Annotated in this window: 12 protein-coding genes and 1 pseudogene; 4 read left to right on the top strand and 9 right to left on the bottom strand. The window is 65.5% G+C overall.

From position 1 onward, the window contains the following. Positions 1-98: 98 nt before the first annotated feature. From LMA02_RS09480 to LMA02_RS09470, 3 genes are all read left to right on the top strand, one after another. Positions 99-1,481 (top strand): replicative DNA helicase, encoded by a 1,383-nt coding sequence (locus LMA02_RS09480; protein ID WP_166724700.1) that lies wholly within the window; start codon positions 99-101, stop codon positions 1,479-1,481. A 138-nt stretch (positions 1,482-1,619) separates the two neighbouring features. Next, positions 1,620-2,246 carry a DUF47 domain-containing protein gene (locus tag LMA02_RS09475; protein ID WP_166724699.1) on the top strand — a complete coding sequence of 209 codons (627 nt, stop codon included), beginning with the start codon at positions 1,620-1,622 and terminating at the stop codon, positions 2,244-2,246. A 10-nt stretch (positions 2,247-2,256) separates the two neighbouring features. Beyond that, positions 2,257-3,267, top strand: a complete 1,011-nt coding sequence (locus LMA02_RS09470; protein WP_228904518.1) for an inorganic phosphate transporter — start codon at positions 2,257-2,259, stop codon at positions 3,265-3,267. 118 nt (positions 3,268-3,385) lie between these two features. Here the strand turns inward: LMA02_RS09470 and LMA02_RS09465 are convergent, their stop codons facing one another. Together LMA02_RS09465 and LMA02_RS09460 are read right to left on the bottom strand one after the other, a co-directional pair. Then, a complete protein-coding gene (locus tag LMA02_RS09465; protein ID WP_228904516.1) occupies positions 3,386-4,447 on the bottom strand; it encodes a C40 family peptidase in 1,062 nt (353 codons plus the stop codon). Positions 4,448-4,683: 236 nt separating this feature from the next. Further along, positions 4,684-6,513, bottom strand: coding sequence for a PhoH family protein (locus LMA02_RS09460; RefSeq protein WP_228904509.1), 1,830 nt, complete (start codon positions 6,511-6,513; stop codon positions 4,684-4,686). Here LMA02_RS09460 and LMA02_RS35390 point away from each other — a divergent pair. Further along, positions 6,409-6,653, top strand: a pseudogene (locus tag LMA02_RS35390) (hypothetical protein); the annotation flags it as partial. The gene LMA02_RS09460 and the pseudogene LMA02_RS35390 overlap by 105 nt on opposite strands. A gap of 192 nt (positions 6,654-6,845) precedes the next feature. Here LMA02_RS35390 and LMA02_RS09455 read toward each other — a convergent pair. From LMA02_RS09455 to LMA02_RS09425, 7 genes are all read right to left on the bottom strand, one after another. After that, a complete protein-coding gene (locus tag LMA02_RS09455; protein ID WP_031403668.1) occupies positions 6,846-7,307 on the bottom strand; it encodes a peroxiredoxin in 462 nt (153 codons plus the stop codon). A 106-nt stretch (positions 7,308-7,413) separates the two neighbouring features. Further along, a complete protein-coding gene (locus LMA02_RS09450) occupies positions 7,414-8,310 on the bottom strand; it encodes a polysaccharide deacetylase family protein (protein ID WP_228904505.1) in 897 nt (298 codons plus the stop codon). 15 nt (positions 8,311-8,325) lie between these two features. After that, the gene (locus LMA02_RS09445) at positions 8,326-9,378 is read right to left on the bottom strand and encodes a bifunctional UDP-4-keto-pentose/UDP-xylose synthase (RefSeq protein WP_166724696.1); all 1,053 of its coding nucleotides are present in this window, start codon (positions 9,376-9,378) and stop codon (positions 8,326-8,328) included. Beyond that, entirely contained in the window at positions 9,375-10,322 is a 948-nt protein-coding gene (locus tag LMA02_RS09440) for a formyltransferase (RefSeq protein ID WP_228904503.1), read from the bottom strand. Before LMA02_RS09440 ends, LMA02_RS09445 begins: the two co-directional genes overlap by 4 nt. Next, positions 10,319-11,338 (bottom strand): glycosyltransferase, encoded by a 1,020-nt coding sequence (locus tag LMA02_RS09435; RefSeq protein WP_228904502.1) that lies wholly within the window; start codon positions 11,336-11,338, stop codon positions 10,319-10,321. Before LMA02_RS09435 ends, LMA02_RS09440 begins: the two co-directional genes overlap by 4 nt. 6 nt (positions 11,339-11,344) lie before the next feature. After that, the gene (locus LMA02_RS09430; protein ID WP_166724693.1) at positions 11,345-12,496 is read right to left on the bottom strand and encodes a DegT/DnrJ/EryC1/StrS family aminotransferase; all 1,152 of its coding nucleotides are present in this window, start codon (positions 12,494-12,496) and stop codon (positions 11,345-11,347) included. 149 nt (positions 12,497-12,645) lie between these two features. Next, positions 12,646-13,017 (bottom strand): SMR family transporter, encoded by a 372-nt coding sequence (locus LMA02_RS09425; protein ID WP_006754748.1) that lies wholly within the window; start codon positions 13,015-13,017, stop codon positions 12,646-12,648. Between the last annotated feature and the right edge of the window lie 5 nt (positions 13,018-13,022).

The following is a 13,022-nucleotide window of genomic DNA, read 5'->3' as shown; positions in this document are numbered from 1 at the left end:
GGCAGGCGCCCGGGCAACCGGGGCCTGCCTTTTTTATTGCCTGTTCGTCGGCGCCCGTCTCTAGTAACGTCGTAGGTTATTCGCGATAATCCCAACCCATGAACGCGCCGCAAGATCCTCAAATCGAATCGCTGAAAGTCCCGCCGCACTCGGTCGAAGCCGAGCAGTCGGTGCTCGGCGGCCTGTTGCTCGACAACGCGGCATGGGACCGGATTGCCGACTTCCTGTCGCAGGGCGATTTCTATCGCTACGACCACCGGATCATCTACGAGCACATTGGCCGGCTGATCGCGTCGACGCGCCCGGCCGACGTCGTGACCGTGTACGAAGCGCTGACCACGTCCGGCAAGGCCGACGACGTCGGCGGCCTCGCGTACCTGAACGCACTCGCGCAGAACACGCCGAGTGCGGCCAACATCCGCCGCTATGCGGAAATCGTGCGCGACCGTGCGGTGCTGCGCCGGCTCGTGTCGGTCGCCGACGAAATCTCGGCCGACGCGTTCAATCCGCAGGGCAAGGAAGTCCGCCAGCTGCTCGACGAAGCCGAATCGAAGGTGTTCTCGATCGCGGAAGAAGGCGCGCGCGGCAACCAGGGCTTCCTCGAGATCGGTCCGCTGCTCACGCAGGTCGTCGAGCGCATCGACACGCTGTACCACACCGCGAATCCGAGCGACGTCACGGGCACGCCGACGGGTTTCGTCGACCTCGACCGGATGACGTCCGGGATGCACGGCGGTGAGTTGATCATCGTCGCAGGGCGCCCGTCGATGGGTAAGACGGCGTTCTCGATGAACATCGGCGAATACGTCGCGGTCGAGTACGGGCTGCCGGTCGCGGTGTTCTCGATGGAAATGCCGGGCACCCAGCTCGTGATGCGTATGCTCGGCTCGATCGGCCGGCTCGACCAGCACCGGATGCGTACCGGTCGCCTGAGCGACGAGGACTGGCCGAAACTGACGCACGCGGTGCAGAAGATGAGCGAGGCGCAGCTCTTCATCGACGAGACGGGCGGCCTGAACCCGATGGAATTGCGCTCGCGCGCGCGGCGTCTCGCACGGCAATGCGGCAAGCTCGGCCTGATCATCGTCGACTACCTGCAGCTGATGTCGGGTTCGTCGCAGGGCGAGAACCGCGCGACCGAAATCTCGGAAATCTCGCGATCGCTGAAGAGTCTGGCTAAGGAGCTGGACGTGCCGGTGATCGCACTGTCGCAGCTGAACCGCGGCCTCGAACAGCGTCCGAACAAGCGTCCGGTGATGTCCGATTTGCGCGAATCGGGCGCAATCGAACAGGATGCGGACGTGATCCTGTTCATTTATCGCGACGAAGTCTACAACCCGGACAGCCCCGACAAGGGCACGGCCGAAATCATCATCGGCAAGCAGCGTAACGGTCCGATCGGCCCCGTTCGGCTCACGTTCCTGGGGCAATTCACGAAGTTCGACAACTTTGCAGGGGCGCAGACCTTCTACGGCGAGTAACGCCGGATGTAAAGCCCTAAATCGCCAAGCGTTGTATCCAATCCCGCCGTGCGCATATGCGCGCGGCGCGGCCCGACCGGAAACGGTACAATGTCGCCCGTTTTCGTGACAGTAGTTTGACAATCTCTCAGGAATCCCATGTTCGGTCGATTCATGCCCACCGAGGGCAAGTTCTTTGAACTCTTCAACGCGCACGCGAAGCACATCGTTTCCGGTGGCCGCGAGCTCGAACTGCTGATCGACAATCTCGCCGACGCCGAGATTCACAAGCAAAACGTGCAGACTGCCGAGAAGGCCGCTGACAAGCTGACGCACGAAGCGATCGATCTGCTGCACAAGACCTTCATCACGCCGCTCGATCGCGACGAGATCCACAAGCTGATCACGACGATGGACGACATCCTCGACCTGATGGAAGACGTCGCGACGGCCGTGTCGCTGTACGACGTGCGGTCCGTCACCTCCGAGGCGAGCCAGCTCGCGCACATCGTCACGCAGTCGGCCCAGCACGTGCAGCAGGCCGTCGGCATGCTGTCCGACATGAAGCAGTCGGCGCAGATCCTCAAGCAATGCGAAGAGATCGACCGCTGGGAGTCGGAGGCCGATCGCGTGCTGCGCTCGGCGATGTCGAAGCTGTTCCGCGAGGAAGACGACGTGAAGACGCTCATCAAGCTGAAGGCGATCTACGAGCTGCTCGAAGAGATCACCGACAAGTGCGAGGACGTCGCGAACATCATCGAAGGCATCGTGCTGGAAAACGCCTGAGCGGACCACGATGCATTCGATACAACTCGCCCTATGGATGGTCGCGACGCTGGTGCTCGTCGCGCTCGTATTCGACTTCATGAACGGCTTCCACGACGCGGCGAACTCGATCGCCACCGTGGTGTCCACCGGCGTGCTGAAGCCCCAGCAGGCCGTCGTGTTCGCGGCGGCGTTCAACGTCATCGCGTATTTCATCTTCCACCTGAAGGTGGCGCAGACGGTCGGCAAAGGCACGATCGATCCGGAGATCGTTGACCACTACGTCGTGTTCGGCGCGCTGATCGGCGCGATCGGCTGGAACGTGATCACGTGGTACTACGGGATCCCGTCGAGTTCGTCGCACGCGCTGATCGGCGGCCTCGTCGGCTCGGCGCTCGCGAAGTCGGGCTGGAGCGCGCTGAACATCGACGGCCTGATGAAGACCGTCGCGTTCATCTTCATTTCGCCGCTGCTCGGCTTCGTTCTCGGTTCGCTGTTCATGCTCGGCGTGTCGTGGCTGTATTTCCGCACCGCGCCAAGCAAGGTCGACCGGCGCTTCCGGCGGTTCCAGCTGTTGTCGGCCGGCTTGTACAGCCTGGGTCACGGCGGCAACGACGCACAGAAGACGATCGGCATCATCTGGATGCTGCTGATCGCGTCGGGCTATGCATCGGCGACGTCCGATGCGCCGCCCGCGTGGGTGATCGGCGCGTGCTACCTGTCGATGGGCCTCGGCACGTTGTTCGGCGGCTGGCGCATTGTGCGCACGATGGGCCAGAAGATCACGAAGCTCAAGCCGGTCGGCGGTTTCTGTGCCGAAAGCGGCGGGGCGATCACGCTGTTCATCGCGTCGTTCCTCGGTATTCCGGTGTCGACCACGCACACGATCACCGGTGCGATCGTCGGTGTCGGCGCGACGCAGAAGCTGTCGGCTGTGCGCTGGGGCGTTGCCGGCAACATCGTGTGGGCATGGGTGCTGACGATTCCGGCATCCGCGCTGATCGCGGCCGGCGGATGGTGGGTCGGGCACCAGATCTTCTGATTCCGACGCTGCCGCCTCGACACGAAATGCGCCGCCAACCGAAAGGTTGCGGCGCATTTTCTTTGGTGGTCGGAAAAAGTGCGGCGAATGATGCGGTTGCCGCCGAGGATGAACCGGGTCAGTAACTGCCGTTCGCGAAGCGGGCGATCGGATCGTCCGCGGTGCCGGTGCGCGCGCTGACGGGCGCGGATTGCGTCGATGCACGCAACACCTGCACGGGCTCGACGGTGCGCGCCGACGGCGCGGCGGTGGCCGGCGGTTCGTCGTCGAACGCGGCGGCCTGGGCGGCGGTCAGCGCCGTCGTCGGAATCTGCGTGCCGACCTCTGCCGGGCCGGCCGGCGCTGCATTCGCGGTCGGGACAGGCATGTCGCCGTTCGCGGCGGTTGTCTGCTGCCGGGCGGCCTGCACGCGCGGCGGCGGTTCGTACGGATCGGCGGCGGGCGTGGCCGCCGGAGCCACCGCGGCGGTCGATACGACCGCCGCGGCTTGCGCGACCGGAGCGGGAGACGGGGCCGCGCTGGCTTGCGCAGTGGCATAGGCGGGCTGCCGTGGCGCGGCGGCGGTCACGACAGCGGCCGGTGTGGCCGTAGGCGCGTCGCGGCGTGCCTCGTAGGTCGGCGTATCGAACGGTGCCGGTGTGCCGCGCGGCGGCGCGACACGGCGAATGCCGTCGAAGCGCTTGGCCCAGTACGGGTTCGTCAGGTAATCGAGCCGCACGGTGCCGCCGGTCGACGGCGCGTTGACGAAGCGCAGCTTGCCGACATAGATGCCGACGTGCGAGTGCGGGCGTCCGGTCGTATTGAAGAAGATCAGATCGCCCGGCGCTACCGCTTCGGGGTCGATCGACACGCCGCGGCTGCTCATGTCGGCGGTCGTGCGCGGCAGGTTCACGTCGGCCGCGCGGCCGATCACGTAGCGCACGAGCCCGCTGCAGTCGAAACCGCTCGTCGGCGTGTTGCCGCCCCAACGATACGGCACGCCGACAAGGCTCATCGCCTGGATCGAGATTTCTTCCTGGCCGACGCTGTGATCGACGAATTTCGGGAAATTGGCGGGCGGCGGGAACGCGCGCGGGGTGGTGATCTTCATGCCGGAGGTGCGCGATGCCGACTGCGGCGGCACGCTGGAGCAGGCCGCGAGCAGAGAAACGACGGCGACGGGAACCCAGATTCGAAGCATGAGAAGGCGGACGAGCGCGGCGCGCTCGCCAATCGTATGACAACAGACAGACCCGATGGTAGACGTTCCGGCGGGGCTTAGGCAACCATTCCTGAGAATTTACTTGAAGTTTCGCGCGTAAGTGAGGTTGTTGCGTTACGAGACATGACCAACGTTTCCGACCCCAAAAATAAAAACGGCGCTCCGGAAACGGAGCGCCGCGTGGCGTCGACGGCCGGCGAGGCGCCGGTCGCGCGTTACAGGATGTCCGACGCGTAGTCGGCGAGCCGCGAGCGTTCGCCGCGCGCGAGTGTCACGTGGCCGCTGTGGCCCCAGCCCTTGAAGCGGTCGACGACGTAGGTCAGGCCCGAGCTGCCTTCGGTCAGGTAAGGCGTGTCGATCTGCGCGATGTTGCCGAGGCACACGATCTTCGTGCCGGGGCCCGCGCGCGTCACGAGCGTCTTCATCTGCTTCGGCGTCAGGTTCTGCGCTTCGTCGATGATCAGGTACTTGTCGACGAACGTGCGGCCGCGCATGAAGTTCATGCTCTTCACCTTCAGGCGCGAACGGATCAGCTCCTGCGTCGCCGCACGGCCCCATTCGCCGGCCGCGTCGTCGGTCTTCTGCAGCACCTCGAGGTTGTCGTCGAATGCACCCATCCACGGCTGCATCTTCTCTTCCTCGGTGCCGGGCAGGAAACCGATGTCCTCGCCGACGGGCACGGTCGCACGCGTCACGATGATCTCGTTGTAGCGCTTGTCGTCGAGCACCTGCGCGAGGCCGGCCGCGAGCGCGACGAGCGTCTTGCCGGTGCCGGCCTGGCCAAGCAGCGTGACGAAGTCGATCTCGGGGTTCATCAGCAGGTTCAGCGCGAAATTCTGCTCGCGGTTGCGCGCGGTGATGCCCCACACGTTGTTCTTGTGGTGGCTGTAGTCGCGCAGCGTCTGCAGCAGCGCCGCCTTGCCGTTCAGCTCGCGGACGATCGCGTGGAACGTCGGCTCGCCGTTCTGCGGCTCGAGATAGACGAACTCGTTGACGAGCATCGACGCGACGAGCGGGCCGGTCACGCGGTAGTACGTCGTGCCCGTCTTCGTGTCCTGCCAGCTCTCCATGCCCTTCGCGTGCTTGGTCCAGAAATCCTGCGGCAGTTCGCGCACGCCGTTGTAGAGGAGATCCTTGTCCTCGAGTACCTGGTCGTTGAAGTAGTCTTCAGCGGGCAGGCCGAGCGCGTGCGCCTTGATCCGCATGTTGATGTCTTTCGACACCAGCACGACCTGGCGGTCCGGCCGGTCGCGCTGCAGCGCGCGCACGACGCCGAGGATCTGGTTGTCGGCCTTGCCTTCGGGCAGGCCTTCGATCGGCGCGATGTCCGCGAGCTTCGTCTGGAAGTACAGGCGGCCGAGTGCCTCGCGGCTGCCGAGGCGCGACAGCGGAATGCCGGCCGAGATCGGGCCGCCGTCGGCGACCAGCGCGTCGAGCGTGCGGCTCACCTGGCGGGCGTTGCGCGCGACTTCGGACATCCCCTTCTTGTGGTTGTCGAGTTCCTCGAGCGTCATCATCGGCAGATAGACGTCGTGTTCCTCGAAGCGGAAGAGGCTGCTCGGGTCGTGCATCAGCACGTTGGTGTCGAGCACGAACAGCTTCTGCAGTTCGGCTTCGGCCGGCTTGCGGCTGCGCGACTTCGTCGCGGCGCCGGCATCGCGCGCGGGCGCCGCGGACGGTTTGCCGGCGGCCGGCTTGTCGTTGCGTGCAACGACCGGCGCGGCGGGGGCAGCGGGGGCAGCGGGTGCCGCCGGCACGGCCGGCGCCGGCATCGGCTGCAGCAGTGCAGCCGTCTGCCGGGTCTTGCGGCCGCGTGCGGGCGTGCTTGCGGTGTCGTGCTCCGACGACGCGACGGCGCGCAGCGGTGCGGTCGTGTTCGCGGCTTCGGTCATCGGTTGGGCCACGCTGGCCGGACCGTAGTCACCGGCTGTGGATGCGTCCCCTTCGGCGGACTTCTTCGCGGCTTTCGCGGGCCGCGCTTTCGCCTTGTATTCGTCGGGCGGCAGCAGGCTGCCGAGCTTGCTGGGGGGGGTAGGCAAAGGCATGGTGTCCCTCGGGAGGAATCGTGTCGCATGAAGTGCGCCGCTGATCGCATCCTGCGTGACGTAGACGCATGCAGTTTGCGCGCGGTGGCGCACAGGAATTTCGTCGAGCCGGTTCGCCTAAGTGTCGGTCAACTCCTTGACGAGATGACGGCCGGACCGAGAGCCGGCACGCAGTCCATAAAAAAAGCCGCTGCCCCGTGGACCGGGACATGCGGCTCGGCTGATACCGTCGTGATGCGCGTCAGGTGCCGGGAAGCAACGCAACGGGCACCGGCGCAGCTACGAGAAATATGGGGCGAACTGGCATTCATTGCGGCCCAATATAGCGCGGCTCAAAGCGCTTGTACAGCACTTAGCACGTCGTCCACGTGGCCGGGCACCTTGATGCCGCGCCATGCCTGGCGGAGCACGCCGTCGGCGTCGATCAGGAACGTCGAACGCTCGATTCCGCGCACTTCCTTGCCATACATTTTCTTCATCTTGATGACATCGAACAGCGCGCACAGCGCTTCGTCGGCATCGGAAATCAGCGGGAACGGCAGCTCGAGCTTTGCCTTGAAATTGTCATGCGAGCGCAGGCTGTCGCGCGACACACCGATGACTTCGGCGCCAGCCTTCTTGAACTTCGGATAGAGATCGCGGAACTGCAGGCCTTCGGTCGTGCAGCCCGGCGTGTTGTCCTTCGGATAGAAATACAGGACGAGCTTCCTGCCCTTCAGGTCGGACAGCGAAATGTCGCCACCCGTAGCCGGTGCGGTGAAATCGGGAACTTGACGGTCAACTTCGACGGACACGTGTTTCTCCTGTTGTTATGGAAAGGCGCCGCTCGGGCGGCGCGGTTCGGCGGGGGCGCCGCGGCACGCCGCGAGGGCGGGGCAGCGTGCCGGCGCGCGCGCACGCTCAGTCGGGCTGGACGATCAGTTCGCCGGAGCGGCCGGGGATTTCGCCCCACGTGACAGGGTACGATGGCAGCGAGTCGCGGTCCAGCGTCGCGTGGTAGTCGCCCATCGTCGCAAACGTATGGCCCTGCGCGCGCCAGCCGGCGAGTAGCTGTTCGAACACCGGCGCGAGCTTCTGGCCTTCCAGTTCCGCGTGCAGCGTGAACACCTGGTCGTGCGGATTGGCTTGCGTGAACTTCAGGATGTGCGCGGCGACGTTGTGCGTGTCGATGCCGTCGATACCGAGCACTTCGTCGAGCGTCGGCAGCGTGGTCGGCATCTGCACGTGCGACAGCGTGCGGCCGCCGACCACGGGCAGGTACGGCGAATGGCCGCGACCGTCGGATGCGTAGCGCATCCCCCATGCGTCGATCTGCTCGAATGCGGAGTCGTTCATCTGCCAGCCGGCCGCGCCGTGCGTGACGGGCGGTGCGCCGAAAATGTCGATGAAGCGCGCGTGGCTCTTCTGCATTTCACGTGCGGTCCAGTCGCGATCGCGCACGCGCACGTTGTCCTGCCAGTACACGTGATCCCACGTATGGATCCCGCATTCGAAGCCGGCCTCGTGGATCGCGCGCATGTCGGCGATCGCACGGCGGCCGATGTCGGGGGCCGGCAGCAGCACGCCGTACATCAGCTGCTTCACGCCGTAATGCTCGACCACCGACGTGCGCGACACCTTCTTCAGGAAGCCCGGGCGGAACACGCGCCGCAGCGCCCAGCCCGTGTGATCGGGCCCGAGGCTGAAGAGGAAGGTCGCGCGCGCACTGAAGCGGTCGAAGATGCGTGCGAGGTTAGGCACGCCTTCGCGCGTGCCGCGCAGCGTGTCGACGTCGATCTTGAGGACGATACGAGCCAAGCGAGCGTCCCGTCGTCAGTTCTGCTCGACCAGCGCGCGCGCGTCGGCGACATGGCCGCGATACGCTTCGAAGATCTTGCGCAGCGCGTCGTCGAACGTCGATTGCGGCGCCCATGCGAGTTCCTGCATCGTGTTGTCGATCTTCGGCACGCGGTTCTGCACGTCCTGGTAGCCGTTGCCGTAGTAGGCGCCCGATGTCGTCTCGACGAGCTGCACCTGCTTCGCGGAGCCGGCGTATTCCGGGTATTCGGCGGCCAGTTCGAGCATCTTGTGCGCGAGCTCGCGAACCGAGAAGTTATTCTTCGGATTCCCGATGTTGTAGATCTTGCCCGACGCGATGCCGTTCTTGTTGTCGATGATCTTCATCAGCGCGCTGATGCCGTCGTCGATATCGGTGAACGCGCGCTTCTGCGAGCCGCCGTCGACGAGGCTGATGTTCTCGCCGCGCACGATGTGGCCGAGGAACTGCGTGACGACGCGCGAGCTGCCTTCCTTCGGCGTGTAGATCGAGTCGAGGCCCGGGCCGATCCAGTTGAACGGGCGGAACAGCGTGAAGTTCAGGCCTTCCATCCCGTAGCCCCAGATCACGCGGTCCATCAGCTGCTTCGAGCATGCGTAGATCCAGCGCGGCTTGTTGATCGGGCCGTAGGTGAGCGCCGATGCGTCCGGATCGAACTGCTCGTCCGAGCACATGCCGTAGACCTCGGAGGTCGACGGGAACACGAGGTGCTTGCCGTACTTGACGGCCGAACGCACGATCGGCAGGTTCGCCTCGAAGTCGAGCTCGAACACGCGCAGCGGCTGCTTGACGTAGGTCGCGGGCGTCGCGATCGCCACGAGCGGCAGGATCACGTCGCACTTCTTCACGTGATACTCGACCCACTCCTTGTTGATCGTGATGTCGCCTTCGAAGAAGTGCATCCGCTCGTGGTTGACGAGGTCGCCCAGCCGATCGGTCTGCATGTCCATGCCGAACACTTCCCAATCGGTGGTTTCAAGAATGCGCTTCGACAGGTGATGGCCGATGAAGCCGTTCACACCCAGGATCAGGACTTTTTTTGCTTTCATGAATGACGGGAAGAATGAATGAACTGCGCGAATTCCGCGGGCGTCACGACGGTTTCGCTGCCGTCGCGCTGCTGCCACAGCTCGAGAATGGATAGGGCGCGACTGTCGCCGCAGACGCCGAATAGCGCATTATCGCTTACGTGCAGGCCGGGCGGCAAATCTGCCGCAGCCACGGCGGCGGCGCTGCCGGGCGCCGCGAGGCGCGCGCGGGCGATCACGAAGCGTGTGTCGCCGACGTCGGTGAATGCGCCCGGATATGGGGGCGCGACCGCGCGCACCAGGTTGTAGACCTGCGCGGCCGGTTTCGACCAGTCGATCCGGCCGTCTTCCGGCTTGCGGCCGCCGTAGTAGCTGCCGCTCGCGAGCTCGTTCGGCAGGTGCGGCGCCTCGCCCGCGAGCAGCGCGGGCAGCACGCGCCAGAGCGTCTGCTCGGCGGCGACCGTCACCTTGTCGAACACCTGCGCGGCGGTGTCGTCCGGCAGGATCGGCACCGCGGTCTGGCCGATGATGGCGCCGGCGTCCGGTTTCGCGGCCATCTCGTGCAGCGTCGCGCCGGTTTCCGTTTCGCCGTTCAGCACGGCCCAGTTGGTCGGTACCCGACCCCGGTATTTCGGCAGCAGCGAACCGTGCATGTTGTACGCGCCGCGCGGCGCGATCGCGAGCAGGTCCACCGGCAGCATGTGGCGGTAATAGAACGAGAAGATGAAGTCCGGCTGCGCGTCGGACACCGCGCGGCGCAGCGCCGGGTCGGCGGGGTCGGCCGGCGTGGCGACCGCAATCCCGTGCTCGGCGGCGACGGATGCGACGCTGCCGAACCAGATGTTCTCGTTCGGGTTGTCCTCGTGCGTGACGACGAGCGCGACGTCGACGCCGCGTGCCAGCAGCACCTGCAGGCAGCGCACGCCGACGTTGTGATACGCGAAGACGACGGCGCGCGGCTTCATCGCGCCGCCCCCGTGCGGTTCGTGCCCGGCACCGCCGGCATCCCGTCGTGCTGTTCGAGCACGGCCTGGATCAGGTAGCGCGGCCGCGCACGCACCTGCTGGTAGATGCGGCCGACGTATTCGCCGAGCAGGCCGAGCGCGAAGATGATCACGCCGAGCAGGAAGAACGTGATCGCGAACAGCGTGAACACGCCTTGCACTTCCGCGCCGACGATGAAGCGGCGCACGAGCAGCAGCACGAACAGCGCGGCGGAGCCGAGCGACAGGATCACGCCGATGAACGACAGCCACTGCAGCGGCACGACCGAGAAGCCCGTCACGAGGTCGAAGTTCAGCCGGATCAGGCTGTACAGCGAGTACTTCGACTCGCCCGCGAAGCGTTCCTCGTGCGCGACCTCGATTTCGGTCGGGTTCTGCGCGAACGTGTAGGCGAGCGCGGGAATGAACGTGTTGACTTCGCCGCACACGTTGATCGTGTCGATGATGCGGCGGCTGTACGCACGCAGCATGCAGCCCTGGTCGGTCATCTTGATCCGCGTGATGCGCTCGCGCAGCCGGTTCATCATCTGCGACGCCTTGCGCCGCCACAGGCTGTCCTGACGCTGCTTGCGGATCGAGCCGACGTAGTCGTAGCCCTCGCGCATCTTCTCGATCAGCTTGCCGATTTCCTCCGGCGGGTTCTGCAGGTCGGCATCGAGCGTGATGACGATATCGCCGTGCGACTGCGCGAAGCCGGCGAGGATCGCCATGTGCTGACCGTAGTTGCCGTTGAGCAGCACGACGCGCGTCGTGTCGGGGCGCACGTGGAACTGGTCTGCGAGCATCGCGGCCGAGCGGTCGCGGCTGCCGTCGTTGATCAGGATCACTTCGTACGACGTGCCGAGTGCGTCGAGTGCCGGGTAGAGCCGCGCGAACAGCGCAGCCAGGCCGTCTTCCTCGTTGTACACGGGGATGATGACCGATACCTCCGGGTTCGCGGCGCCCGGATGCCCGGCGCGTGCTTCAAGGTGATTCATGTACGCTTATTTTCCGTATTGATCGCAAATCTGGTTGATGGCGTCGGCCACGCGACGCACGTCGTCTTCCGTCATCTGCGTGAAGAGCGGCAGCGTGACGGTCGACGCGCCGTACCGTTCGGCGTGGGGGAACATGCCCTCCTTGAAGCCGCGCGCACGATACAGCGTGAAAAGATGGATGGCCGGGTAGTGGACGCCCGTGCCGATCCCGCGTTCCTTCATCTGCGCCATGAAATCGGCGCGCGAGATCGACAGCCGGTCGAGCGGCAGCGTGACCTGGAACATGTGCCAGTTGCTGTTCTCGAAATCGGCGACGGGCAGGCCGAGGCCGAGCTTCACGGCCGGGCCGTCGCCGAGCGCGGCGAAATACGCGCGCGCGAGTGCGCGGCGCTGCGCGGTGAAGCGCTCGAGGTGCGGCAGCTGGCCGAGGCCGACGCGCGCGGCGACATCGGTCAGGTTGTACTTGCCGCCGAGCACGTCGCAGTCCATCCCGTCCAGGCCGGTGCGCGTGATGCCCTGCAGCCGGTACTTCTGCGCGAGCGTCGCCTCGTCCTCGTTGTTCAGCACGAGCGCGCCGCCTTCGATCGTCGTCAGGTTCTTGTTCGCGTGGAAGCTGAACGACACGATGTCGCCGAGCGCGCCGATGCGCTTGCCTTGCCACGTCGAGCCGAGCGCCTGCGCGGCGTCCTCGATCACGCGCAGGTTGTGCGCGCGCGCGATCGCGTACAGGCGGTCCATGTCGACCGGCAGGCCGGCCAGGTAGACCGGGATGATCGCCTTGGTGCGCGGCGTGATCGCCTGCTCGAGCTTGTCGAGGTCGATGTTGCGTGTGACCGGGTCGATGTCGGCGAACACGGGCGTCGCGCCGGTCTCGAGAATCACGTTGCTGGTCGACACCCACGTTGCCGGCGTCGTGATCACCTCGTCGCCGGGGCCGACGCCCGCGATGCGCAGGCCGATCTCGAGCGTGCAGGTGCCCGAATTGAACGCGCGGACCGGACGCCCGCCGCAATACTCGGACAGCGCGGCTTCGAATTTCTGGCTCTGCGGGCCGGTGGTGATCCAGCCCGAGCGCAGCACTTCGACGACGCCCTGGATGGTTTCCTCATCGATCTCGGGGCGGGTGAACGGCAGAAACGGAGCGGTAGTCTGGCTCATGAACACGTTAGCCTGTAATGGCGTGTAATAAAGGGGTCGGGCGATCCGGCCCGAAACCGGCATTAAACACCGGTTGGCGGATTCGTACCGTGATTTTTTGTAGGCGGACGCTTAATGCGCATGAGTGCACCTGGGCCCGCCGGGCACGCTCAACTGCGCGCGAGCACGAGCACGCCGATCAGGATGATGCCGATGCCGATGAGCCGCTGGACCGACAGCACTTCGCCGAACAGGTACCACGCTGCGAACGCGTTGACCACGTAGCCGAGCGACAGCATCGGATACGCGATCGACACGTCGACCCGCGACAGCCCGAGAATCCAGACGACGACGCTCAGCACGTAGCAGGCGAGGCCGCCGATGATCGGCAGCTGGGTTGCGATCTTCAGGCCGACCGGGATGATGTTCGCGCGGCTGAATTCGAAGTGTCCAACTGCGTTGACGCCGGCTTTCAGCAGAAGTTGCGCACAGGCGTTGAGCATCACGCCGGTGATGATGCAGACGAGCGAAACGGGATTCATGCGGT

The organism is Burkholderia sp. B21-005 (genome assembly GCF_020843965.1).
Taxonomy (GTDB): Bacteria; Pseudomonadota; Gammaproteobacteria; order Burkholderiales; family Burkholderiaceae; genus Burkholderia; species Burkholderia ambifaria.
The sequence above is the reverse complement of the archived record's forward strand: the minus strand, read 5'-3'. Positions and strand labels throughout refer to the sequence as shown.

Coding starts and splice junctions, on each gene's coding strand:
- LMA02_RS09425 (WP_006754748.1), bottom strand. CDS start 13,017: ATGAATCCCGTTTCGCTCGTCTGCATCATCACCGGCGTGATGCTCAAC.
- LMA02_RS09445 (WP_166724696.1), bottom strand. CDS start 9,378: ATGAAAGCAAAAAAAGTCCTGATCCTGGGTGTGAACGGCTTCATCGGC.
- LMA02_RS09465 (WP_228904516.1), bottom strand. CDS start 4,447: ATGCTTCGAATCTGGGTTCCCGTCGCCGTCGTTTCTCTGCTCGCGGCC.
- LMA02_RS09460 (WP_228904509.1), bottom strand. CDS start 6,513: ATGCCTTTGCCTACCCCCCCCAGCAAGCTCGGCAGCCTGCTGCCGCCC.
- LMA02_RS09480 (WP_166724700.1), top strand. CDS start 99: ATGAACGCGCCGCAAGATCCTCAAATCGAATCGCTGAAAGTCCCGCCG.
- LMA02_RS09470 (WP_228904518.1), top strand. CDS start 2,257: ATGCATTCGATACAACTCGCCCTATGGATGGTCGCGACGCTGGTGCTC.
- LMA02_RS09435 (WP_228904502.1), bottom strand. CDS start 11,338: ATGAATCACCTTGAAGCACGCGCCGGGCATCCGGGCGCCGCGAACCCG.
- LMA02_RS09440 (WP_228904503.1), bottom strand. CDS start 10,322: ATGAAGCCGCGCGCCGTCGTCTTCGCGTATCACAACGTCGGCGTGCGC.
- LMA02_RS09430 (WP_166724693.1), bottom strand. CDS start 12,496: ATGAGCCAGACTACCGCTCCGTTTCTGCCGTTCACCCGCCCCGAGATC.
- LMA02_RS09475 (WP_166724699.1), top strand. CDS start 1,620: ATGTTCGGTCGATTCATGCCCACCGAGGGCAAGTTCTTTGAACTCTTC.